This window comes from Allobosea caraganae, from assembly GCF_003351345.1.
Taxonomy (GTDB): domain Bacteria; phylum Pseudomonadota; class Alphaproteobacteria; order Rhizobiales; family Beijerinckiaceae; genus Allobosea; species Allobosea caraganae.
The window spans coordinates 22,778-45,220 of record NZ_QQTO01000021.1 but is presented as its reverse complement, the minus strand read 5'-3'; the positions used below and the strand labels follow the sequence as shown (position 1 = coordinate 45,220).

The 22,443-nt window shown below is 68.0% G+C and carries 28 protein-coding genes and 1 other RNA gene; 11 read left to right on the top strand and 18 right to left on the bottom strand.

Features of this window, described 5'->3' with window-relative positions; genetic code table 11:
• Positions 1-36: 36 nt before the first annotated feature.
• The 10 genes from ybgC to ruvC all read right to left on the bottom strand — a co-directional run bounded on the left by ybgC (position 37) and on the right by ruvC (position 5,038).
• Positions 37-444, bottom strand: coding sequence for a tol-pal system-associated acyl-CoA thioesterase (ybgC, locus tag DWF00_RS14450; protein ID WP_114832570.1), 408 nt, complete (start codon positions 442-444; stop codon positions 37-39).
• Between the two features lie 88 nt (positions 445-532).
• A complete protein-coding gene (locus DWF00_RS14445) occupies positions 533-1,072 on the bottom strand; it encodes a DUF3828 domain-containing protein (RefSeq protein WP_114832568.1) in 540 nt (179 codons plus the stop codon).
• 98 nt (positions 1,073-1,170) lie between these two features.
• Positions 1,171-1,428 carry a ribbon-helix-helix domain-containing protein gene (locus DWF00_RS14440; protein ID WP_114832567.1) on the bottom strand — a complete coding sequence of 86 codons (258 nt, stop codon included), beginning with the start codon at positions 1,426-1,428 and terminating at the stop codon, positions 1,171-1,173.
• Positions 1,429-1,433: 5 nt separating this feature from the next.
• Positions 1,434-1,655 carry a type II toxin-antitoxin system HicB family antitoxin gene (locus tag DWF00_RS14435; RefSeq protein ID WP_114832565.1) on the bottom strand — a complete coding sequence of 74 codons (222 nt, stop codon included), beginning with the start codon at positions 1,653-1,655 and terminating at the stop codon, positions 1,434-1,436.
• A 2-nt stretch (positions 1,656-1,657) separates the two neighbouring features.
• Positions 1,658-1,921, bottom strand: coding sequence for a type II toxin-antitoxin system HicA family toxin (locus DWF00_RS14430; protein ID WP_245973932.1), 264 nt, complete (start codon positions 1,919-1,921; stop codon positions 1,658-1,660).
• Positions 1,918-2,958 carry a Holliday junction branch migration DNA helicase RuvB gene (gene ruvB, locus DWF00_RS14425; protein WP_114832564.1) on the bottom strand — a complete coding sequence of 347 codons (1,041 nt, stop codon included), beginning with the start codon at positions 2,956-2,958 and terminating at the stop codon, positions 1,918-1,920. Before ruvB ends, DWF00_RS14430 begins: the two co-directional genes overlap by 4 nt.
• Complete coding sequence (locus DWF00_RS14420; protein WP_114832562.1) at positions 2,955-3,443, bottom strand: GNAT family N-acetyltransferase; 489 nt, start codon at positions 3,441-3,443, stop codon at positions 2,955-2,957. Before DWF00_RS14420 ends, ruvB begins: the two co-directional genes overlap by 4 nt.
• Positions 3,440-3,868, bottom strand: a complete 429-nt coding sequence (locus DWF00_RS14415) for a hypothetical protein (protein ID WP_114832561.1) — start codon at positions 3,866-3,868, stop codon at positions 3,440-3,442. Before DWF00_RS14415 ends, DWF00_RS14420 begins: the two co-directional genes overlap by 4 nt.
• A complete protein-coding gene (gene ruvA / locus DWF00_RS14410; RefSeq protein WP_114832559.1) occupies positions 3,865-4,482 on the bottom strand; it encodes a Holliday junction branch migration protein RuvA in 618 nt (205 codons plus the stop codon). Before ruvA ends, DWF00_RS14415 begins: the two co-directional genes overlap by 4 nt.
• 40 nt (positions 4,483-4,522) lie before the next feature.
• Positions 4,523-5,038, bottom strand: a complete 516-nt coding sequence (gene ruvC, locus DWF00_RS14405) for a crossover junction endodeoxyribonuclease RuvC (RefSeq protein WP_114832557.1) — start codon at positions 5,036-5,038, stop codon at positions 4,523-4,525.
• A 147-nt stretch (positions 5,039-5,185) separates the two neighbouring features.
• On the opposite strand from ruvC, the gene DWF00_RS14400 reads away from it, so the two are divergent.
• Positions 5,186-5,965 carry a sulfite exporter TauE/SafE family protein gene (locus DWF00_RS14400; RefSeq protein ID WP_114832555.1) on the top strand — a complete coding sequence of 260 codons (780 nt, stop codon included), beginning with the start codon at positions 5,186-5,188 and terminating at the stop codon, positions 5,963-5,965.
• A 143-nt stretch (positions 5,966-6,108) separates the two neighbouring features.
• Here the strand turns inward: DWF00_RS14400 and DWF00_RS14395 are convergent, their stop codons facing one another.
• Positions 6,109-6,855, bottom strand: coding sequence for a YebC/PmpR family DNA-binding transcriptional regulator (locus DWF00_RS14395; RefSeq protein WP_114832554.1), 747 nt, complete (start codon positions 6,853-6,855; stop codon positions 6,109-6,111).
• A 262-nt stretch (positions 6,856-7,117) separates the two neighbouring features.
• Here DWF00_RS14395 and DWF00_RS14390 point away from each other — a divergent pair, with 262 nt between their 5' ends.
• Positions 7,118-8,482 (top strand): globin-coupled sensor protein, encoded by a 1,365-nt coding sequence (locus DWF00_RS14390; RefSeq protein WP_114832552.1) that lies wholly within the window; start codon positions 7,118-7,120, stop codon positions 8,480-8,482.
• Here the strand turns inward: DWF00_RS14390 and DWF00_RS14385 are convergent.
• The 7 genes from DWF00_RS14385 to DWF00_RS14355 form a co-directional block, all read right to left on the bottom strand.
• Complete coding sequence (locus DWF00_RS14385) at positions 8,479-9,306, bottom strand: TIGR00282 family metallophosphoesterase (protein ID WP_114832551.1); 828 nt, start codon at positions 9,304-9,306, stop codon at positions 8,479-8,481. The two genes, DWF00_RS14390 and DWF00_RS14385, sit on opposite strands and share 4 nt — an antisense overlap.
• 55 nt (positions 9,307-9,361) lie before the next feature.
• Positions 9,362-9,940 carry a 5-formyltetrahydrofolate cyclo-ligase gene (locus tag DWF00_RS14380; RefSeq protein WP_114832549.1) on the bottom strand — a complete coding sequence of 193 codons (579 nt, stop codon included), beginning with the start codon at positions 9,938-9,940 and terminating at the stop codon, positions 9,362-9,364.
• 6 nt (positions 9,941-9,946) lie between these two features.
• Positions 9,947-10,101: non-coding RNA, 6S RNA (ssrS, locus tag DWF00_RS14375), on the bottom strand.
• A gap of 187 nt (positions 10,102-10,288) precedes the next feature.
• Complete coding sequence (locus DWF00_RS14370) at positions 10,289-11,386, bottom strand: D-alanine--D-alanine ligase family protein (protein ID WP_114832547.1); 1,098 nt, start codon at positions 11,384-11,386, stop codon at positions 10,289-10,291.
• Between the two features lie 78 nt (positions 11,387-11,464).
• Positions 11,465-11,923 carry a GNAT family N-acetyltransferase gene (locus DWF00_RS14365; protein ID WP_114832546.1) on the bottom strand — a complete coding sequence of 153 codons (459 nt, stop codon included), beginning with the start codon at positions 11,921-11,923 and terminating at the stop codon, positions 11,465-11,467.
• 14 nt (positions 11,924-11,937) lie between these two features.
• A complete protein-coding gene (locus DWF00_RS14360) occupies positions 11,938-12,306 on the bottom strand; it encodes a cell division protein ZapA (RefSeq protein ID WP_114832544.1) in 369 nt (122 codons plus the stop codon).
• A gap of 18 nt (positions 12,307-12,324) precedes the next feature.
• Positions 12,325-12,609 carry a DUF4164 family protein gene (locus tag DWF00_RS14355; protein ID WP_342769101.1) on the bottom strand — a complete coding sequence of 95 codons (285 nt, stop codon included), beginning with the start codon at positions 12,607-12,609 and terminating at the stop codon, positions 12,325-12,327.
• 356 nt (positions 12,610-12,965) lie between these two features.
• On the opposite strand from DWF00_RS14355, the gene tkt reads away from it, so the two are divergent.
• From tkt to DWF00_RS14310, 9 genes are all read left to right on the top strand, one after another.
• Positions 12,966-14,960 carry a transketolase gene (tkt, locus tag DWF00_RS14350; protein WP_114832543.1) on the top strand — a complete coding sequence of 665 codons (1,995 nt, stop codon included), beginning with the start codon at positions 12,966-12,968 and terminating at the stop codon, positions 14,958-14,960.
• Between the two features lie 191 nt (positions 14,961-15,151).
• On the top strand, positions 15,152-16,162 hold the full coding sequence (gene gap, locus DWF00_RS14345) for a type I glyceraldehyde-3-phosphate dehydrogenase (protein WP_114832541.1): 1,011 nt from the start codon (positions 15,152-15,154) through the stop codon (positions 16,160-16,162).
• Positions 16,163-16,235: 73 nt separating this feature from the next.
• Positions 16,236-16,685: a hypothetical protein gene (locus DWF00_RS14340; RefSeq protein WP_114832540.1), complete on the top strand. Its 450-nt coding sequence runs from the start codon at positions 16,236-16,238 to the stop codon at positions 16,683-16,685.
• On the top strand, positions 16,682-17,875 hold the full coding sequence (locus tag DWF00_RS14335) for a phosphoglycerate kinase (RefSeq protein ID WP_114832538.1): 1,194 nt from the start codon (positions 16,682-16,684) through the stop codon (positions 17,873-17,875). The genes DWF00_RS14340 and DWF00_RS14335 overlap by 4 nt, the downstream gene beginning before the upstream one ends.
• 115 nt (positions 17,876-17,990) lie before the next feature.
• Entirely contained in the window at positions 17,991-19,073 is a 1,083-nt protein-coding gene (fba, locus tag DWF00_RS14330) for a class II fructose-bisphosphate aldolase (RefSeq protein WP_114832536.1), read from the top strand.
• 52 nt (positions 19,074-19,125) lie between these two features.
• Positions 19,126-19,449, top strand: coding sequence for a low molecular weight protein tyrosine phosphatase family protein (locus tag DWF00_RS14325; RefSeq protein ID WP_114832535.1), 324 nt, complete (start codon positions 19,126-19,128; stop codon positions 19,447-19,449).
• A 145-nt stretch (positions 19,450-19,594) separates the two neighbouring features.
• Entirely contained in the window at positions 19,595-20,749 is a 1,155-nt protein-coding gene (locus tag DWF00_RS14320) for a benzoate/H(+) symporter BenE family transporter (RefSeq protein ID WP_114832533.1), read from the top strand.
• Positions 20,746-21,402, top strand: coding sequence for a thiamine phosphate synthase (locus DWF00_RS14315; protein ID WP_114832532.1), 657 nt, complete (start codon positions 20,746-20,748; stop codon positions 21,400-21,402). The genes DWF00_RS14320 and DWF00_RS14315 overlap by 4 nt, the downstream gene beginning before the upstream one ends.
• Positions 21,399-22,397, top strand: coding sequence for a tetratricopeptide repeat protein (locus tag DWF00_RS14310; protein WP_114832530.1), 999 nt, complete (start codon positions 21,399-21,401; stop codon positions 22,395-22,397). Before DWF00_RS14315 ends, DWF00_RS14310 begins: the two co-directional genes overlap by 4 nt.
• Positions 22,398-22,443: the final 46 nt, after the last annotated feature.

Genomic DNA, 22,443 nt, shown 5'->3' with positions numbered 1-22,443 from the left:
ACATGGGGGCCGGCCAGCGTCGATGCCAGCCGAGGCTCAGATGATTTCCAGCCCGAGCCGGCGCCTCAGCCCATCGGGAATGCGCCGAGCCCGGCCGCCGCCGACGCAGGCGACTTTGACCTGCGCCGTGACCAGGACCTCCTCGCCGCGCAGCACGCGTTGGGCCACGTCCATGGTCGCTCCGCGCGCCGCAGTGGCCTGGGTCTCGATCGTCAGCACGTCGTCCATCACGGCAGGTTTCAGAAAGTCGATCGCCATGTGCCTGACGGCAAAGCCGAGCGCGGCATCGCCATCGAACAGCTCGCGCTGCTCGACGCCCAGCGCCCGGATCAGCTCGGTGCGCCCGCGCTCCATGAAGCGCAGGTAGGAGGCGTGATAGACGACGCCGGAGAAATCGGTGTCCTCGTAGTAGACGCGGATCGGAAGCTGGTGGACGGCGCTCATAAGGGTCTTTCGGCTGGACTGTCGCCCGGACCTTTAGCCTTGAGATGCCTCGAAGAACAACCGCCGCGCCAAAGCACACCACGCAACCCTACTTCTTGCAGGGCTTCTTCATGAACGAGCCGCACTCATAGGGCTGCGACAACGACTCGCGCACCGCATAGTCCTTGCCCTCGACGCGGTTGACGATGTCGTCGATGCGCCAGCTCCCGCCCTCCTCGACCATGCGGAAGCGCACGCTCACCGGCGACTTGAAGCTGAGGAAGCTCGCTGTCACCAGCGCCCGGCCATTGGCCGGCGGCTCGGTCACGCTGACGCGCAGGCTCTTCACCTCGCCATCCTGCCCGCTGATGAACGGGTCGGCATCGACATGGCCCATCTCGCCGCTCTCCTCCGAGTAGAGATCGTCGCGGGCGAACAGCGCGGCCAGGCCCTTGCTCATCAGCTTGTCGCGATGCGGCGGCCGCCAGGGCGGCGGCGCGGCCTTCGGCCCGGTCGAGGCCAGGCTGCGGATCGTCGCGGCATAGGCCGCCTTGACCGTGGCGTCGGGCGTCGCCTGGGCATGTGCGAAGGAGGCGGACAAGACCAGCACGCCGGCCGCGACCCATCGCATCAATCTGGCAATTCGCATGTCAGGTCTCCATTAAGGCGGAATAGTCCTGACCGCCATAAAAGACCCGAACGATCCTGATGCGCGTCATCTGAATGCGGTAGGCGATCAATGTTTTTCTATGCGGCACGACCAGTCAGCTTCGCCGCGAGCGCATCCAGGCGGGAGGATACCTCGGCAGCGGCCGAGTCAACTGGATCGGCGTCACCCTCGGCGATCTTGGTCCTGGCAGCGCGCAGTTTCTCCTGCCGCTGCTGTTCGGCATCGAGCCGCGGCTTCATCGCATCGCGCAAAACTTCTTCGGGGCTGGCGAAGCCACCGGCCTCGACCCGTGCCTGTACCAGGACCTCGATATCCTCGGGCACCTTGAGCGCCATGTTATTCACGCCACGGCCTTCGCGCGGCTTGGCGGCGGAACAGCCCTTCCCAATTCTTTGGCGGCCTCGATCCAGCAGGCAATCGCGTCCCGGACATTGGCGATCGCCTCCTCCGGCGTCTCGCCATCCGACATGCAGCCAGGAAGATCGGGCACGGATGCGAGATAGCCGCCTCCTTCCGAAATGGGCAGCGGCTCGACCAGCACGGCGTAGGTCAGATCATCCATGGTCAGCTCCCGGCCGACATCGCTCGCAGCTCATCGACGAACTTCACGAGCTTGCGAATATAGACGGGTTTGATCGGGCGACGAAATGGGATGGTGAGAATCGCGATCATCCGTGGGTGGGCGACCTTGTAGTGAGACCCGCCACCTGTCGGAGGTTCGCAGGATATGCCGTGGTCGTCGCAAAGGCTCTTGATGTCCGCCATCGTCCAGTTCGACACCGAATTGCGCCGCATCCGATCAAGCAGATCGGCGACGCGAGCCATCATTCCTCCTCATCCCCGAACAGCCCGAACTGCGCCACCTCGCGGTTCGGCTCGGGCATGCCGAGATGCCGGAACGCGTGCGGCGTCAGCAGGCGCCCGCGCGGTGTGCGCTGGATGAAGCCCTGTTGCAGCAGGAAGGGCTCGATGATCTCCTCGATCGCGTCGCGCGGCTCCGAGAGCGAGGCGGCGATGGTCTCGATCCCGACCGGCCCACCGCCGAAGTTGATCGCCACGGTCGTGAGGTAGCGCCGGTCCATCTGGTCGAGGCCGATGCCGTCGACGTCGAGCAGGTGCAGCGCCTTGTCGGCGACTGCGCGGGTGATCACCGGGTCGCCGTCGACGATGGCGAAGTCGCGCACCCGCCGCAGCAGGCGCCCCGCGATGCGCGGCGTCCCCCGGGACCGGCGGGCGACCTCGTTCGCGCCGTCGTCGGACATACCGATGCCGAGCACGCGGGCGCCGCGCGCGACGATGCCCTGCAGCTCCTCCACCGTGTAGAATTGCAGCCGGATCGGGATGCCGAAGCGGTCGCGCAGCGGCGTCGTCAGCAGGCCGGCGCGGGTGGTGGCGCCGACCAGCGTGAACTTGGGCAGGTCGATCTTGACCGAGCGCGCCGCCGGCCCCTCCCCGATGATCAGGTCGAGCTGGTAGTCCTCCATCGCCGGGTAGAGGATCTCCTCCACCGCCGGGTTGAGCCGGTGGATCTCGTCGATGAAGAGCACGTCGCGCTCTTCGAGATTGGTCAGCTGCGCGGCGAGGTCGCCGGCCTTGGCGATCACAGGACCCGAGGTCGAGCGGAAATTGACGCCGAGCTCGCGCGCCACGATCTGCGCCAGCGTCGTCTTGCCGAGGCCCGGCGGGCCGACGAAGAGCACGTGGTCGAGCGCGTCGCCGCGCGTGCGGGCAGCGTTGATGAAGACCTGGAGATTGGCCCGCGCCGCTGCCTGCCCGGTGAAATCGGCAAGCGACAGCGGCCGCAGCGAGGTCTCGCTGTCGTCGTCGCGACGCTCGGGCGTCACGAGGCGGCGGGGTTCGCTCACAATTCCATCTCCAGCTCCAGCGCGTCATGCACCGGAATATCCCTGTAGCCCGTCTTGATGATGCTCGGAATCACCGAGCGGTAGACGTCGATCGCCTCGGGATAGAGCGCCGACAGCCGGAAGCCGCGGCGCTGGTAGAAGGTCAGGCCCGGGATGTTGTCGTTGGTCAGCATCGCCCTGAGCTTTTTGGCCCGGGCGCGCCTGGCCGCCCAGATCACCTCGTTGAGCATCCTGATCGCGACGCCCTCGCCGGGTATCAGCGAGTGCAGCGCGCAGAGATAGGCGGTGTCGTCGCGGAGCGTCCAGCTCGCCAGAGCCGCCGTCTCGCCCGCCTCCGTATAGAGGCCGAGCGCGTCGATCTCCGCGACGTCATAGGTGTGCAGGTCGATCATCATCTTGTGCGAGCCCCACTCGCGCAGCATCAGTGCCAGCAGTTCGTGCTTGTCCGTGACGACATGCAGGACGAGGTCGGCAGGGACGATCATGACGCGGCCGCCGGCAGGCGCTTCAGGGCAAGCCACAGCGTTGCGGTGGCCAGAGCCCCGGCACCCAGCGCAACCGCGGTGGCCGGCCATGTTCCGGTCGGCTCGATCCAGGCCCTGACGGCCGCGCAGGCACCGCCGGCGAGCGCGGCATGAAAGACGCTGCTCCGTCGCTCGCCTGCGATGGCGGCGGCGGCTGCAGCATAGAGGCCAGTGAGCAGCGCGGGCACGAACCAGATCCGATACGAAAAAAGCAGGGTGAAGGGCAGCCACATCAGAACTTGAACCATGGCATCGCCGTCGTTGAAATAAAGCACCGGAGCCAGGGTCAGGGTGTAATATACTGTCATCACGGGCGGCCACGGGACGGCGAAGAACAGCGCGGCGAGCCCGAATTGCGCAAGCTTCCGCTTCTGCTCCCCGCTCACTTCGCCAGTTCCTTCAGCCCCAGCTTGATGAGCTGCGCCGTGCCGGCTCCCTCGCCCGCCGCTTTCGAGGCGGCAGCAACCGCAGCCACCGCCTGCGCCTGAGGATAGCCGAGATTGGCGAGCGCCGAGACGGCATCCGCGATCGGCTGCGGCAGCTTGCGATCCTCGAGCGCGCCGGCAAGCTGCACCACACCCGGATCGATATGGCCGAAGGCCGGCGCCTTGTCCTTGAGCTCGGCGCAAAGGCGCTGCGCCAGCTTCGGCCCGACGCCGGGCGCGCGCGCCACCGCCGCCTTGTCGTTGGTGGCGATCGCGGTCGCGAGCGCACCGGGCTCCAGCGTCGAGAGGATGGCGAGCGCCACCTTGGCGCCGACGCCCTGCACCACCTGCATCAGCCGGAACCAGTCGCGCTCAGTGTCCGACATGAAGCCGTAGAGCCGGATCGCATCCTCGCGCACATGCGTCTCGATCGCGAGCGCCGCCGCCTCGCCCGGCTTGGGCAGGCGCTGCAAGGTCCGCGACGAGCATTGCACGACATAGCCGACGCCCTGGACGTCGATGATCACGAAATCCTCGCCGTAGGAATCGATCAGCCCCTTGAGCTTGCCGATCATCGCTCGCCCTGCCCTGCTCTCATGCTTGCACCGCAACCTTTCACGAGGCTGCCCGCATCTGCGCCGTCAGCGTCCTGATGCCGCGATGCTGCGCATGGCAGATCGCGACCGCAAGCGCATCGGCCGCATCCGCGCTCTTCGTCTCGGCCTTGGGCAGCAGCACGCGAATCATCATCTGGACCTGCTTCTTATCGGCATGTCCGACGCCGACCACCGTCTTCTTGACCAGGTTCGCGGCATATTCCGCCACGCTCAGGCCCGCGATCGCCGGCACCACCAGCGCGATGCCGCGCGCCTGGCCGAGCTTGAGCGCCGATTGCGGATCGCGGTTGATGAAGGTCTCCTCGACGGCGGCCTCGTCCGGCTCGAACGCGGCGATCACGCCGGCGATGCCCTCGTGCAGCTGCTTCAGCCGCTCGGCCAGCGAAAGCTTGTCGTCGCTCTCGATGCAGCCGCAGCCGATGAAGCTGAGCCTGGTGCCTTCCGAGGCGATGACGCCCCAGCCGGTCTTCCTCAAACCCGGGTCGATGCCGAGGATGCGAATCGCGATGGTCATGGTTTGTACTCTAGCGTCTCGCAGCTTTTTGTCCCGTTACCGTCCCGTCGATCTCCCCGGCTCATCGATGCCATCACCATAACGGGGGTTGATCGCCCCGCGCCTTTCCAGTTGGTGGGGAAGATTATTCTCCGTCCCGCCGGTTCGATGCCCGACCTTCTCAGCCTGCTCTTCCCCAACCTCCCGGCCTCCGGCATCGCGACCCTGCTCGGCGCGACCTTGCTCGGCGGCCTGGTGCGCGGCTTCACCGGCTTCGGCTTCGCCATGGTCTTCATGCCGCTGGCGAGCCTGGTCATCGGCCCGGTCGCGGCGCTCGGGCTGATCTGGGTCATCGACGCGCCCTTCGCCCTGCCGCTGGCGGCGCGCTCGGCCAAGCGGGCGGAATGGAGCGAGGTCCTGCCGCTGCTGCTGACAGCGAGCCTCGCCCTGCCGGCCGGCATCGCGCTGCTGACCTGGCTGGAGCCGCTGACGATGCGCTGGCTGCTGGCGGGGCTGGTGCTCACGGCGGTCGCGCTGCTGGCCTCGGGCTGGCGCTATCATGGCCGACCGGGCATCCCGCTCTCGCTTGCGGTCGGCTCGCTGTCCGGCTTGTTCAACGGGCTCGCCAGCCTCGGCGGCATGCCGCTTGCGGTGTTCTGGCTCGGCGCGCAGCGCAACGACCGCCACAAGACCCGCGCCAACCTGCAGACCTATTTCGGCCTCTCGACCACGATCAGCGGCGCCGTGCTCTTTCTGAAGGGCATCATCACCATGGCCTCGGCCCTGATGGCGCTGCCGCTCTTCGCGGTCTACGGCGCCGGCCTGTGGATCGGCACGCACGGCTTCCGGCTCGCCTCGGAACGGACCTTCCGGCGCATCGCCTATGCGGTGATCTTCTTGAGCGCGCTGGTCAGCCTGCCGCTCTGGGACGGGCTGCTGGGGCGGTAACACGCACTCGCCGTCATGGTCGCCCTTGTCCCGACCATCCACGTCTTGCGACGCGGATGAAGGGAAGACGTGGGTGGTCGGGACAAGCCCGACCATGACGCGGGAGGCAGTCGCCCGCTCCGCGCAAGACTGACGCCGGCGCCTCAGGCGCTCAGCTTCGCCATGATCTCGTCGGCGATCTCGAAATTGGCGAAGACGTTCTGGACGTCGTCGTCATTGTCGAGCGACTCCATCAGCCGCATCATCGACGCCGCCTTCTCCTCGTCGAGCGGGGCAGCCGTGGTCGGGCGCCAGACCGGCTTGGCCGAGGCTGGCGCGCCGAGCGCCGCTTCCAGCGCCTTCGAGACCTCGTTCAGGCTGTCGAAGCCGCACAGGATGGTGTGGCCGTTCTCGTCGCTGATCACGTCGTCGGCGCCGGCCTCGATCGCCGCCTCCATCACCTTGTCGGCATCGCCGGCCTCCGGCGGATAGCTCACCTCGCCGACGCGGTTGAACATGAACGAGACCGAGTTGCTCTCGCCCAGGACCCCGCCCGCCTTGGCGAAGTAGGAGCGCACGGCGGACGCGGTGCGGTTGCGGTTGTCGGTCAGCGCCTCGACGATGACGGCGGCGCCGCCCGGGCCATAGCCCTCGTAGCGCACCTCGTCATAGTTCTCGCCATCATTGCCGACGGCCTTCTTGATGGCGCGCTCGATATTGTCCTTCGGCATGTTTTCCGCACGCGCCGCCAGCACGGCCATGCGCAGGCGCGGATTCATGTTCGGGTCGGGCATGCCCATCTTGGCGGCGACGGTGATTTCGCGCCCGAGCCGCGAGAACAGCTTGGCGCGCACTGCGTCCTGCTTGCCCTTGCGGTGCATGATGTTCTTGAATTGGGAATGCCCGGCCATGAAACTTGAGCCTCTATCCTTGCCGTCATGGCGCCCGGCCGACCGAAAGGGCGCGCCGGAGCGAAGATCGGGCCTTATAGGCGCGGCTCTCGCCGGCAGGCAAGCCGCAGCGCGCTTCCGCCGGCGCGATCGCAAATTGCCTGCATTTTCATCGCGCTCGGCCTATGCACTTGACGCAACGTTAAAGCATTCTTTGCCTGAATCCCCCACATTGGCACGGTAACGCCAACAACCGGCCGCGCGCCCGCACCTCTCGGATCCCATGACGACCGTGCCGAGCTCATCGATCGCTCAACAGGATCTGCGGCTGCGCGCCTTCCAGATCGAGGAAGCCGATCTCGCCCTGCTCCGCGGCCAGGCCGAGTTCGCCAGGGCGCGGCTGCCCGAGCTGCTGAACGAGATGCACGACCAGTTCAATCCCTGGCCGGAGATCAAGTTCGCGATCGAGATCGGCGAGGTCTACGAGCTGCGCCTGGCGCATTGGACCAACCTCATCTCCGGCAATCTCGGCGAAGCCTCGCTGAACTCGGCCCACCGTCTGGCGAGCGCCTTCCACCGCCACGACGTCCCCGCCTATGCGGTGGCGATCGGCCATGCCGTGCTGACGAACCGCATCGGCGCGGAGCTCGGAATCGACCGCGACAGCCTGCAGAAATTCAACAGGTTCTGGCAGCGGCGCGACCTCAGCCGGCGCATCGCGCTGCGCGCCGCGCTCAACAAGGTGGTGCAGTTCGGCCTCGAGCTGCTGCTGGAGACCTATGCCGAGGTCCAGCGCCAGAACCGCGAGCGGACCCTGGCCGAGATCTCCGCCTTCGAGCGCACGGTGCGCGGCGTGGTCGACACGGTCACCAGCGGCGCCGACAAGGTCGAGACCATGGCGCGCACGGTGAGCGGCGTCGTGCAGGACACCGGCACGCAGGCCGTCGTCGCGGCCCGCGCCTCGGACGAGGCCTCGCTGAACGTCCAGCACGTCGCCAGCGCCACCGAGGAGCTCTCGATCGCGCTGAACGAGGTCTCCACCGAGATCACGCGCGCCGCCCACATGGCCCATGACGCCAATGCGGCCGCGCTCAAGACCGATATCATCGTCAAGAGCCTGGCCCATTCGGCCGAGACGATCGGCTCCATCGTCGAGATGATCAAGACGATCGCGGCGCAGACCAACATGCTCGCGCTCAACGCCACGATCGAGGCCGCGCGCGCCGGCGAGAGCGGCCGCGGCTTCGCCGTCGTCGCCAACGAGGTCAAGCAGCTCTCGGCCCGCACCGCGCAGGCGACCGACGAGATCGCCGCGCAGGTCCCCGCCATGCAGGCGGCGACGCGCGAGGCCATCGCCGCGATCGAGAGCATCGTCGCCTTCGTCACCCAGATGGACCGGACCACCGTGACGATTGCAGGGTCGATCGACGAGCAGCGCGCCGCGACGCAGGAGATCGCGCGCAGCGTCAACCTCGCCGCCATGGGCACGCAGGAGGTGGCGCAGGCCGTCTGCGGCGTCAGCGAGATGGCGCTGGTCGCCGGCGCCAACGTCACCGAGGTGCTCGGCGTCGCCGAGGCGCTGGCCAAGCAGGCCTCGTCCCTCAGCGAGTCGTTCGAGAGCCTGGTGAAGCAGAGCCGGGTGGCTTAGGCGCGCTCCCAGCCCGTCGGCAGCGACTCGCTCAAGTTGGGGCCGACGCGAATGGCCCAGACCGCCTTGGCGAGCCCGGTCGCATCGTCGATGTCGACCGCGACGCCGGACAGCGTGCCGGTACCGGAGGCCGGCTCCAGCCGAGCGCCCGGCGTCTTCTGCAGGAAACGCCGCACCGGCTCCTCGCGATGCATGCCGAGGATGGAGTCGTAGTCGCCGCACATCCCGGCATCGGATTGATAGGCCGTGCCGCCAGGCAGGATGCGCGTGTCGGAGGTCGGCACATGCGTGTGCGTTCCGACGACGAGGCTGGCGCGGCCGTCGAGGAAATAGCCCATCGCCTGCTTCTCGCTGGTCGCCTCGGCATGGACGTCGACGATCACCGCATCCGCGACCTCGCCGAGCGGGCAGGCGTTGAGCTCGCGCTCGACCGCGCCGAAGGGGTCGTCGAGCGCATCCATGAACAGCCGGCCCATGACGTTGACCACCAGCACGCGCGCGCCGTTCCTGGCCTCGATCACCGCGGCGCCGCGGCCCGGCGTGCCGGCGGGATAGTTGGCTGGGCGGATCAGGGCGGGCTGGCGCTCGATGAAGACGAGCGCCTCGCGCTGGTCCCAGGAATGGTTGCCGAGCGTCACCACATCGGCGCCCGCGGCCAAAAGCTCGTCGCAGATCGCCTCGGTGATGCCGAAGCCACCGGCCGAGTTCTCGCCGTTGATCACGACGCAATCGAGCTTCCAGCGCTCGCGCAGGCCCGGCAACTGATCTTGCACCGCGAGCCGTCCGGGACGGCCGACGATATCGCCGAGAAAGAGGAGACGCATGGAGAGAGGCCCGCGAGACTGCAAAGACCTTCAGTGACGCGAACGCGCCCCCGAATCAACCGCAGCGAATGGTCTCGGCCTCGGTGACGATCCAGTCGAGCCGCTGGTCATGCGGCTCCGCCGGCACGGCCGCGATCTCCTGCGCGGCATAGGCGATGCCGATCGCGGTCACCGGGCCCAACTCGGACAGCGCCCGGTCGTAATGGCCCTTGCCATAGCCGATGCGGTAGCCGCGCCGGTCGAAGGCGGCGAGCGGCACGATCAGGATGGCGGGCTTCACCTGCGGCTGCAGCGGCTCGGGCACCAAGGTGCCGAACCCGCCCGGCACGATCGGCTCCCACGGCGCCCAGCGCCGGAACAGCATCGCCTTGTCGACGATAGCCGGCAGGCACAGCGCCATGCCCCTTTCGTGCAATGCTTCCAGGATCGGCCGCGGATCGGCCTCCGAACGCATCGGCCAATAGGCCGAGACCGGGCCCTCGCCGTCGAAGACCGGCAGGGCCAGGGCGCGCTCGGCGATGGCCTCGTCCCAGAGCAGCCGGTCGTCGATCTCGAGCGCGTCGCGGCGCGCAAGCGCTTCGGTGCGCAACTCGCTCTTGGTGCGGGAGGCGGCGGTCGGGAAGTCAGGTGTCATGGAGAGTGCGGAGCCACCATGGCCGTGGAATTTTCGATCCCGGGACACCTACTGAGTAGGTGGGCGCCATATGTCCGGGTCCAGGGACCCGGTCAGGGACAGCTCCCGAGGAGATCGTATGGGCCCGGGAATACATATTCTCACGCACCGGGCAGCCCCGCCAGAGCTATGTAGGATGCGCGCCGGCAAAGCGCCAGTGGCGATTGCAGCGGATCAGGCTGGAACATGGGCTCCTGCCCTCCCCGAGACCGTTTGAGACTTCGCTGGGGTGAGTCGGCTGGCGTGGCCATCGAGAACCGGAGCGAAGCGTACGTTTGTACGTGAGCACCGGAAGCGCAGGCAGGCGCGTCAGACGGCCTCGCCAGTAGAATTCGCAAGCGGTCTCTTCGCTCGCGCCAGCCCGTGCTGGATCACTCGATCGATCAGGTCGGGATAGGCGATGCCGGTCGCCGCCAGCGCCTTCGGGTACATGCTGATATTGGTGAAGCCTGGGATCGTGTTGATCTCGTTGATCACGGCGCTCATGTCCGGCCGCACGAAGAAGTCGACGCGGGCCATGCTGTCGCAGCCGAGCGCATGGAAGGCCTGCTTCGCCAGCCCGCGCACGCGGTCCGCCACCTCCTGCGGCAGGTCGGCGGGGACCACGACCTCGGCGCCGCTCTCATCGAGGTATTTGGCCTCGTAGGTGTAGAAGCCATGGCTCGCCGCGGTGACGATCTCGCCCGGGACCGAGACGATGGTCTCGCCATCGGCCTGCTCCAGCACGCTGCACTCGATCTCGCGGCCCTGGACGAACTCCTCGACCAGCACCTTCTGGTCGTATGTGAAGGCCTCGGTCAGCGCAGCCGCGAACTCTTCGGCGCTCGTCGCCTTGCTGACGCCGACCGACGAGCCCTGCCGGGCTGGCTTGACGAAGAGCGGCAGGCCGAGCGCCGCTTGCGCCTCCTCGAAGGACAACGCCTCGCCGCGCCGCGCGGTCAGCGAACGCGCCACCGCAAGCCCGGCCTCACGTAGCAGGCGCTTGGCGATGTCCTTGTCGATCGCATTGGCCGAGCCGAGGATGCCGCAGCCGGCCAGCGGCACGCCCGCGATCTGGGCCAGCCCCTGGATCGAGCCGTCCTCGCCGTTCAGCCCATGCAGGACGGGGAAGAGGATATCGATCGGCTTCAACTCCTCAGGCGCGACGCCCTGCGTCAGGCTGAGCAGCCGGCCGCGTCCTCCCGGCAGCAGGCAGATCTCGGCTCCGCTCTCGGGGATCGGGTCGGGCAGGACGCCGTTCTGCAGCTCGAGCAGGCGCCACTGCCCGCTCCGGCTGATCAGGATCGGCACGACGTCGTAGCGCGCCTTGTCGATCGCCTTCACCACGTTGCCGGCGGAGAGGAGCGAGACCTCATGCTCGGAGGATTGCCCGCCGAGGAGAATGGCGACCCGAAGTCTGTCGGTCATGAAGTCTCTTTCCGCTGAACCACTCGCGCATGGCGAATCAATGCAAATCCCGGAGGATTTGTGGCAGCCATGCTGCGGCTAGACGAGTTTCTTCTGCATGAAGACGCTGAGCGGATCGGGGCCATAATCCCCGAACGGCCCGCAGCGCGAAAAGCCCAAGCGCTCGTAGAGGCCGAGCGCCTCGTGATTCTTCACCCCGGTCTCCAGCCGGACCAGGCCTATCCCCGCCTCGCGAGCCCTGGCTTCGAGATCGACGAGGATCGCCTTCGACAGGCCTCGTCCGCGCGCCGCGGGAACGACCCACATCCGCTTCAGCTCGGCCCAGCCTTCGTGCAGCACGAGCGCGCCGGTCGCCACCGCTGCGCGGTCAGGATCGCGCGCCGCGACGAAGCACACATTCGCAGCGCGCAGCGCGTCGAGCGGGAGATGATGGTTGCTCTCGGCCGGATAGAGCGAAGCGGACAATGCCTCGCCGTCCACCAGTAGGGAAACGATGTCGGGCTTAGCCGGGTCTTCGATATCGATCTGGAAGGTCATGGCCGGAGATGTGATTATCCCACCGGCGCCGGCACCAGCGCACGCGCCACGCTCTCAATCCGCTCGGCCGCGGCGACGAGCGCTTCGGCCGCCCGCTCCTCGACCTCGCCGAGGAGCTGGTCGGCCGAGCCGGCATCGCCCCTCACCGCCGCGAGCGCATTCTCCAGCGAGGAGACGCGCTGCTTCAGCTCGGAGACCTCGTCGGCCACCATCAGCGCGGCCATGACGTGCAGCCGCATGTCGCCGATCTCGCCGAAGGCCTGGCGCATCTCGTCGATCTTGGCGTCGTAGAGGCTGGCGAGCCCCTCCAGGTGCGCCTCCTCGCCCTCGCCGCAGGCCATGCGATAGGCCTTGCCGGCGATCGTGACATTGACTTGCGGCATCGCCTCCCCCGGTTCTTGTTATTCTCGCGCCTGAACCCGCGCGATCACTGCGCCGACGGCGCCGATCGCCTTCTCCAGCCGCTTGTCGACATCGCCGGCAGCGCTCTCGACCTGGCCCAGCCGCGCCATGGTCCCGTCGAGTTCGGCCGCCAGTCGGGCACGGTCGTCCTGCATCAGGGTCAGCTCGGTTTCGAGATTGGCCCGTCCCCGCTCCGCCTCGATGCGGCGCCGCGCCGCGCCCTCGAGCTGCGCCAGCGCCCCGTCGAGACGCGCCAGCGCATTATCCAGCATCAGGCTCGCCACCGTCGTCTCTCCTCTCCAGATCGAAGCCGGCTTTACGATTCGTGAACCTAGAGCAAGTTCCGGACAAGTGGAAACCGGTTTTGCGCGAAGTACATGCCTGTAACTGTTGGCGCACTGGCTTATCGGGACTTTCCGTTGTTGAAACTGCGCGGCCCGCGCCGAATCGGCGCCCAGGTCGCAGCCGCTGCGCGCCTCTGGCGAATTGACTCCGGCAGAGCCGGCGGCCTAATCGAGCACCGCACGAAACGACGCCCCGAAAAGACCTCGGACCGTTGTCAAACCTGCCTCCCCGGCAGGGCCTGGCCATGGTCGCGCCCCTCCCGAAGGCCGGAACCCCAGCCGGAGTCAATGACGCCATGACCCTAGACCGCGCCCAGCACGACAAGCTCGCCAATGCCATCCGCGCGCTCGCGATGGACGGCGTCGAGCAGGCCAAGTCCGGCCATCCCGGCCTGCCCATGGGCGCCGCCGACGTGGCGACGGTCCTGTTTACCCGCATCCTGAAATACGACGCGGCCGAGCCGCACTGGCCCGACCGCGACCGCTTCGTGCTTTCGGCCGGCCATGGCTCGATGCTGCTCTACGCCCTGCTCTACCTCACCGGCGTGCCCGGCATGGAGCTCGCGGACCTGAAGAAGTTCCGCCAGATCGACTCGAAGACCCCGGGCCATCCCGAGAACTTCATGACGCTTGGCGTCGAGACCACCACCGGCCCGCTCGGCCAGGGTCTCGCCACCTCGGTCGGCATGGCCATCGCCGAGCGCATGCTCGCCGCCGAGTTCGGCAAGAAGACCGTCGACCACCACACCTACGTGCTCGCCTCCGACGGCGACCTGATGGAGGGCATCAGCCAGGAGGCCATCGCGCTCGCCGGCCACCAGAAGCTCAACAAGCTGATCGTGTTCTGGGACGATAACGGCATCTCGATCGACGGCCCGCTGACCATCTCCGACTCGGTCGACCAGGTCGCCCGCTTCAAGGCCTGCGGCTGGCGCTCCGAGCACGTCGACGGCCATGACCCCGACGCGATCGAGGCCGCGATCCGCCGCGCCCAGAAGTCGAGCAAGCCGACCATGATCGCCTGCAAGACCGTGATCGGCTTCGGCGCGCCCAAGAAGGCCGGCACCTCCAAGGCCCATGGCGAGCCGCTCGGCGCGGAAGAACTCGCCGCCGCCAAGAAGGCGCTCGGCATCACCGGTGGCGCCTTCGAGATCGCCGCCGACGTCCTCAAGACCTGGCGCAATTTCGGCGCCGCCGGCGCTGGCGCGCGCAAGGAGTGGCTCGCCCGCTACGAGACCCTCTCCGAGCGCAAGCGCGCCGAGTTCGAGCGCCGCCTCGCCCACAAGGTCCCGGCCAAGCTCGACAAGGCCATCGTCGCCCACAAGAAGGCGCTGATCGCCGCCCCGCAGAATGTCGCGACCCGCAAGGCCTCGGAGCTGGCGCTCGAGGTCATTGTGCCGCTTATGCCCGAGCTCGTGATCGGTTCGGCCGATCTGACGCCGTCCAACAATACGCGAACCAGCCACGCCGAGGACTTCACGCCGAAGACCCCGAAGGGTCGCTATGTCCGCTACGGCATCCGCGAGCACGGCATGGCCGCCGCGATGAACGGCATCCTCCTGCATGGCGGCTTCCGCCCGGCCGGCGGCACCTTCCTCGTCTTCGCCGACTATGCCCGCCCCTCGATGCGCCTGGCCGCGCTGATGGGCCTGCCGGTCGTCTACGTCATGACCCACGACTCGATCGGCCTCGGCGAGGACGGCCCGACCCACCAGCCGGTCGAGCAGATCGCCTCGCTGCGCGCCATGCCGAAGATGCGCGTCTTCCGCCCGGCCGACACGATCGAGACGGCCGAAGCCTGGCAGCTCGCGCTGGAGCGCACCGACGGGCCGACCGTGCTGGCGCTATCGCGCCAGAACCTGCCGCAATTGCGCACCGACGGCACCGCCACCAACCGCTCGGCCAAGGGCGGCTACGAGCTGCTGCCGGCCGAGGGCGGCAAGGCCCAGGTCTCGCTCTTCGCCTCCGGCTCGGAGCTCGAGCTCGCCGTCGCCGCCCGCAAGCTTCTGGCGGAGAAGGGCATGCGCGCCCGCGTCGTCTCGGTGCCCTCGCTCGAATTGCTGCTGCAGCAGGACGAGGCCACCCAGGCGGCGGTCATCGGCGACGCGCCGGTCAAGATCGCGATCGAGGCCGGCGTCCGCTTCGGCTGGGATGCGGTCATCGGCCATGACGGCGGCTTCGTCGGCATGCACTCCTTCGGCGCCAGCGGCCCCTACAAAGAGGTCTACAAGCATTTCGGCATCACGCCGGAGGCGGTGGTTGCGGAGGCGGTCAAGCGCCACAACGCGTAGTTTTTGGCGAAACGCTTGCACTTGGCCCTAGTTTGGCCGATTTGCCCGCGTGACTGGGCCCGATGCCGAAAATTGCGAAGCGGTTTTCGGACAACATCATGCCCAACTTTTGAATAAGAGCCCTGTTGCTTCAGTTTGAAGCGACGGGGCTCCGCGACAGATGTCGTGAATCGGCGAAGGAGAGGATTGAGATGACGGTCAAGGTGGCGATCAACGGCTTCGGCCGCATCGGGCGCAACGTCCTGCGCGCGATCATCGAGTCGAAGCGCAAGGATATCGAGGTCGTGGCGATCAACGATCTCGGCCCGGTCGAGACCAACGCCCATCTCTTCCGCTTCGACTCCGTCCATGGCCGCTTCCCCGGCACGGTGACGGTCTCCGGCGACACGATCGACGTCGGCCGCGGCCCGATCAAGGTCACCGCCATCCGCGATCCCAAGGACCTGCCGCACAAGGCGCTCGGCGTCGACATCGCCTTCGAATGCACCGGCATCTTCACCAAGCGGGATACGGCGGCCGCCCACCTCGCCGCCGGCGCCAAGCGCGTGCTGGTCTCGGCCCCCTGCGACGGCGCCGACCTGACGGTGGTCTACGGCGTCAACCATAGCGCCCTGACCGCCGACCACCTCGTCGTCTCCAACGCGTCGTGCACCACGAACTGCCTGGCCCCGGTCGTGCGCGTGCTGCAGGACGCCGTCGGCATCGACAAGGGCTTCATGACCACGATCCACGCCTATACCGGCGACCAGCCGACGCTGGACACGATGCACAAGGATCTTTACCGGGGCCGCGCCGCGGCGCTCTCGATGATCCCGACCTCGACCGGCGCCGCCAAGGCGATCGGCCTCGTCATCCCCGAGCTCAAGGGCCGTCTCGACGGCACCTCGATCCGCGTGCCGACCCCGAACGTCTCGGTCGTCGACTTCAAGTTCATCTCGAAGCGCAAGACCAGCGTCGAGAAGATCAATGAGGCGATCCTGAAGGCCAGCAGGCGCGGCCCGCTGAAGGGCATCCTGGCCGTCACCGACCAGCCCAACGTCTCGATGGACTTCAACCACGATCCGGCCTCGTCGACCTTCGCGCTCGACCAGACCAAGGTCATGGACGAGAAGTTCGTCCGCGTCCTGTCCTGGTACGACAACGAGTGGGGCTTCTCGAACCGCATGAGCGACACCGCCGTCGCCATGGCCAAGCTGATCTGACCTGTCTTACCAAGGCCACGATCCTCCCGCAGGTCGTGGCCTTGCCCACTGCATCAGATAGGATCGGATCGACATGGCGAAGATCGAGCCCACCGTCGCGACCCCGCCCAGCCCACAGGATGTTCCCGTGATCGCCCAGCCCAACGTCGCCAGCCTCGTGCCCGTCCAGGACGCCCCTGCTCCCGCGGCGCCTGCCGCCGAACCCCGCGGCCTCGACCAGCTCTCACGCATCGAGGAGAAGACCGCCCGGATCGAGGAGAAGTTCGCCCGCTACGAGGCCGTGCTGACCCGCGCCGAGGCTTCGCTGGAGCGCAGCGCCCACAAGGTCGACGCCGCGGCCGGCACCATGGACTTCGCCAGCATCCGCGACGAGGTCTCCGCCCTGCGCAGCCGCGTCGACGCGACGCCGCGCGCCGCCACCCTGTTCACCACGGCGATCATCACCGCGGTGCTCACGGTCGTCCTCACCGTCCTGGTGTTGAAGTTCGGCGTGCCGGGCGTGATGCCGAAGCTGCTGCCGTGACCGGCTTCCGCACGCTCGACGACGCCGAGCTCGCCGGCAAGCGCGTCCTGGTCCGCGTCGACCTCAACGTCCCGATGGAGGACGGCAAGGTCACCGACACCACCCGCATCGACCGCATCCTGCCGACCATCCGCGAGATCTCGCAGAAGGGCGGCAAGACCGTGCTGCTGGCGCATTTCGGCCGGCCCAAGGGCCGCGACGAGAAGAACAGCCTGAGGCAGGTCGTCCCGGCGCTGGCGCATGCGCTCGGCCAGCCGGTGATCTTCGTCGACGACTGCATCGGCGATGACGTCGCCAAGGCGATCTCGGCCGCCAGGAACGGCGAGGTCCTGCTGCTGGAGAACACCCGCTTCCACGCCGGCGACGAGACAAACGACCCGGCCTTCGTCAGCGCGCTCGCCGCCAATGGCGACCTCTTCGTCAACGACGCCTTCTCGGCCGCCCACCGCGCCCATGCCTCGACCGAGGGCCTCGCCCATGTCCTGCCGGCCTATGCCGGCCGCACCATGCAGGCCGAGCTGGAGGCGCTCTCGGCCGGCCTCGACAACCCCGCCCGCCCCGTGATGGCGATCGTCGGCGGCGCCAAGGTCTCGACCAAGCTCGAGCTGCTCGGCAACCTCGTGAAGAAGGTCGACATCCTCGCCATCGGCGGCGGCATGGCCAACACCTTCCTCGCCGCCCGCGGCGTCGATGTCGGCAAGTCGCTCTGCGAGCATGATCTCGTTGGCACCGCCCGCGAGATCGAGGAGAAGGCCAAGGCCGCCGGCTGCGAGATCCTCCTGCCCGTCGATGCGCTGGTCGCGCGCGAGTTCAAGGCCAATCCCGGCCACCGCGTCGTGCCGGTCGGCGACGTTGCCGCCGACGAGATGATCTTGGATGCCGGCCCGCTCAGCATCGCCGAAGTCGTGCTCAAGCTCGACACGGTCAGGACGCTGGTCTGGAACGGCCCCTTCGGCGCCTTCGAGCTGCGCCCGTTCGACACCGCGACCGTCACCGTGGCGAAGGCCGCGGCGGCGCGCGTCAAGGCCGGCAAGCTCGTCGCGGTCGCCGGTGGCGGCGATACCGTCGCGGCGATGAACCATGCCGGCGTGGCCGATGACCTGAGCTACGTCTCGACCGCGGGCGGCGCCTTCCTGGAGTGGATGGAAGGCAAGGCCCTGCCGGGCGTCGAGGCGTTGCGGCGAAGCTGATCCGCCCTCGCCGTTAGCCATTGGCGAGACTGGCGCGCCTTCGGGCTTGGCTGATCGTTCCGATCAGGCCAAAATCGCGCCAACAGCACGATTTTTGTTTGGGAGAGGACTGACCATGGCCCGCATCACCCTGCGCCAATTGCTCGATCATGCCGCCGAGAACGACTACGGCGTGCCCGCCTTCAACATCAACAACATGGAGCAGGCGCTGGCGATCATGGCGGCGGCGGACGGCACCGACGCTCCGGTGATCATCCAGGCCTCGCGCGGCGCACGCAGCTACGCCAACGACATCATGCTCAAGCACATGATGGACGCCGTCACCGAGATCTACCCGCATATCCCGGTCTGCGTGCATCTCGACCACGGCAACGAGCCGGCGACCTGCATGACCGCGATCCAGGCCGGCTTCACCTCGGTGATGATGGACGGCTCGCTCAAGGCCGACGGCAAGACCCCGGGCGACTGGGACTACAATGTCGGCGTCACCAAGACCGTCACCGACATGGCCCATCTCGGCGGCATCTCGGTCGAGGGCGAGCTCGGCGTGCTCGGCTCGCTCGAGAGCGGCGAGGGCGAGAAGGAGGACGGCCACGGCTTCGAGGGCAAGCTCAGCCACGACCAGCTCCTGACCAACCCGGACGAGGCGGTGAAGTTCGTCGCCGAGACCAAGGTCGATGCTCTCGCCATCGCCATGGGCACCTCGCACGGCGCCTACAAGTTCACCCGCAAGCCCGATGGCGCGATCCTGGCGATGAACATCATCGAGGAGATCCACAAGAAGCTACCGAACATGCACCTCGTCATGCACGGCTCCTCCTCGGTGCCGCAGGACCTCCAGGACATCATCAACCAGTACGGCGGCAAGATGCCCCAGACCTGGGGCGTGCCGGTCGAGGAGATCCAGCGCGGCATCAAGCACGGCGTCCGCAAGATCAACATCGACACCGACAACCGCATGGCGATGACCGGCCAGATCCGAAAAATCCTGTCGGAGAACCCCGGCGAGTTCGATCCGCGCAAGTATCTGAAGCCGGCTATGGAAGCCATGACCAAGCTCTGCACCCTGCGCCTGCAGGAGTTCAACACCGCGGGTCAGGCCGGCAAGATCAAGCGCATCGCGACCACCGCCGAGATGGCCAAGCGCTACGCCAAGGGCGAGCTCGACCCGACCTTCGGCAAGCAGAAGGCGGCGTGACCAGCCTGCTCCAGCGGGCGGAGCAAGGCTCCGCCCGCACGTCGCCCCGCCGATGAAGAAGGTCCTGTTCGTCTGCAGCCAGAATCGCCTGCGCAGCCCCACGGCCGAGCAGGTCTTCTCGACGCGACGCGACCTCGAGGTGGCGTCCGCCGGCACAAACCATGACGCGGACGTGCCGCTGACCAGCGAACTGGTCGCCTGGGCCGACCTCATCTTCGTGATGGAGCGCGAGCATCGCAACAAGCTGCAGCGGCGCTTCGGCAAGCACCTGAAATCGGCGAGGCTGGTCTGCCTCGACATCCCCGACGACTACGATTTCATGGATCCCGTCCTCGTCCGCCTGCTCGAAAGCAAGGTCACGCGCCACCTGCCCTAGTCTTTGGCGGCCGATGCGCCTTTCCGGCGCTGCAACGGTCCAATCCAGCCATGCTCTTCCGGCCGCTGGCTTTTTCTGATTGAACGAGACACCCGTTCGGGCCGCCTCTCCGGCTGCGCCCAGCCTTGAAGCGACAAGAACGCCCATGTCGATCGTCTTCTCCGCCTTCGTAGCGGTCTTTGTCGGCTTCGCCGCCTCCGTCGCCGTCATCCTGTCTGCGGCGCAGGCGCTCGGCGCCACCGCCGACCAGACCGTGTCATGGGTCGCCGCGCTCGCCATCGGCACCGGCCTGCCGAGCATCTGGCTGTCCTGGCGCTACCGCATGCCGATGATCTGCGCGTGGTCGACGCCAGGAGCGGCGCTGATCGCCGCAGCGAGTGGCTTCAACCTCGCCTCGGCCGTCGGCGCCTTCCTCCTCGCGGCCGCGTTGATGATGCTGACCGCCGCCTTCCGGCCGCTCGGCCGGCTGATCGAGCGCATCCCGATGCCGATCGCGTCGGCCATGCTGGCGGGTGTGATCTTCCGCTTCGTCGTCGCCGTCTTCGACGAGATGCGCCTGTCGCCGCTGCTGGTGCTGCCGTTGCTCGCGATCTTCCTCGTCGCGCGGCTCCTCAATCCCTTCCTCGGCGTCATCGCCGCGTTGATCGCGGGCATCGCCATCAGCTTCCTTGGCGGGCTCGCCCATTGGCCGGCAGGAGAGCTCGTGCTCACCCGCCTCGAATTCGTCACGCCGCATTTCGATATTGCCGCCATGCTCGGCATCGGCATCCCGCTCTATCTCGTCACCATGGCCGCCCAGAACCTGCCGGGCTTCGCCGTGCTCCGCGCCGCCGGCTACAACCCGCCGACGGCGCCGGCCCTCTTCGCCACCGGGCTCGTCTCGCTGCTGACCGCTCCTTTCGGCGCACACATGTCCAACATGGCAGCGATCAGCGCGTCGATCTGCACCGGCAGCGACACGCATCCCGACCCGGCGCAGCGCTGGAAGGCGGGCGTGATCTATGGCTTCGCCTACCTCGCCATCGCTGGCTGCACCGGCCTGCTGATCGCGCTGTTGCTGGCCCTGCCGAAGGCGTTCATCGTCGCGGTGGCGGGCCTGGGCCTCGCCGGCTCGTTCACGGGCGCGCTCGGACAAGCGATGTCCTCGGACAAGGAGCGCTTCGCCGCGGCCATCGCCTTCGCCGTCGCGGCCTCCAGCCTCTCGCTGTTCGGCATCGGTTCGGCCTTCTGGAGCCTGGTCGCCGGACTTGCGGTCTTGACATTGGACGCTGTGGCAGGCCGTTTGCGCGCAAGATCATGACAACGACAACCGCACCGACCCGCCTGATGCTCGTCACGCCCCCTGTGGCGGATGCCGAGGCCATCTCCTTCCGCCTGATGCAGGCCTTCGCCGGCGGCGATGTCGCAGCCGTGCTGCTGCGCCTGGCAGACGGCGACGAGCGCAGCCGCATCGAGCGCGTCAAGCGCCTGGTCGGCCCCGTCCAGTCCAACAACGTCGCCCTCGTCGTCGAGGGGCCGGCGGTGATCGCGACGCGCGGCGGCGCCGATGGCGTCCACCTCACCACCGGGCCTGAGGCCGTGGCCGAGGCCCGCTCCAGCCTGCGCGACGAGCGCATCATCGGCGCCGGCGGCCTGCGCGCCCGCCATGACGCCATGGATATCGGCGAGGCCGGCGTCGACTACGTGATGTTCGGCGAGCCACGCCCGGATGGCTCCGTGCCGCCGCTGCCGGCCGTGATCGAGCGCGCCTCCTGGTGGGCCGAGATCTTCGAGACGCCCTGCGTCGCCTATGTGCCCGATGCCGACGCCATCGTGCCACTCGTCGAGACCGGCGCCGAATTCGTCGCGCTTGGCGCCTGGGCCTTCGATGAGGGCCAGGACATCCGCGCGCTGGTCGAGCAGGCCAATGCCGCCATCGCCGCCTTCGCGGCGCGCAAGGCTTCGGCGCGATGATCGGCCTGCGGCGCGCCCTCGTGCTCGCCGGGCTCGTGCTTGGCCAAGCCGGCCTTGCGCAGGCGCCCAAGCTCGCCCCCGCGCCCAAGCCCGAGCTCGCGCCAAAAACCGACGCGGCACAGAAGCCTGACCTCGCCTATGGCGCCTACCAGGCCGGCCATTACCGCCGCGCCCAGACCGAGGCGCTGAAGCGCATCGAGGCCGACAACGGCGACGCCGCCGCCATGACCCTGCTCGGCGAGATCTACCGCCAGGGCCTCGGCGTCGCGCCGAGCCAGAAGGCCGCGACCGAATGGTACGAGCGTGCCGCCGAGCGCGGCGACGTCAACGCGATCTATGCGCTGGCGCTCGCTTTGCTCGAAGGGCCCGACAAGGCCAATCAGGCCCGCGCCGGCGCCCTGCTCGAGAAGGCTGCGGCGGCAGGTCACCCGGCCGCCAACTACAACCTCGCGCTCGCCCTGCTGGCGACCGGCCAGGAGCCTGACGCCAAGCGCGCCGTCGCCTGCCTGGAGATCGCCGCCAACGCCAATCTCGGCGATGCCGAATACGCGCTCGCCATCCTCTACAAGCAGGGCCGCGGCGTCGCCAGGGACGAGGCCAGGGCGGCGGATTGGATGGCCAGGGCCGTCGACAACGGCGCGATCGCGGCCGAGATCGAGTACGCGATCATGCTGTTCAACGGCAGCGGCGTGGCCAAGGACGAGGTCGCCGCCGCCAAGCTCTTCCTGCGCGCCGCCTACAAGGGCAATGCCATCGCCCAGAACCGGCTGGCGCGGCTCTACCAGGCCGGCCGCGGCATCAATCCCGACAGCGCCGAGGCGGCCGCCTGGCACCTTGCCGCCCGCGCCCAGGGGCTGAGCGACCCGGTGCTCGACCAGCTGATCGACCGGCTGACGCCGGAGCAGCTCAACCGCGCCGCCCAGCTCGCCGCCCAGCGCATCGAGAGCACGGCGCTGACCTCGGCCTTGACTACGTCGGCCGAGCCGCTCAAGTGACCGTCTGAATTGCCTCGCCGACTGGCGAGGCCGCTGTTTGACTCCG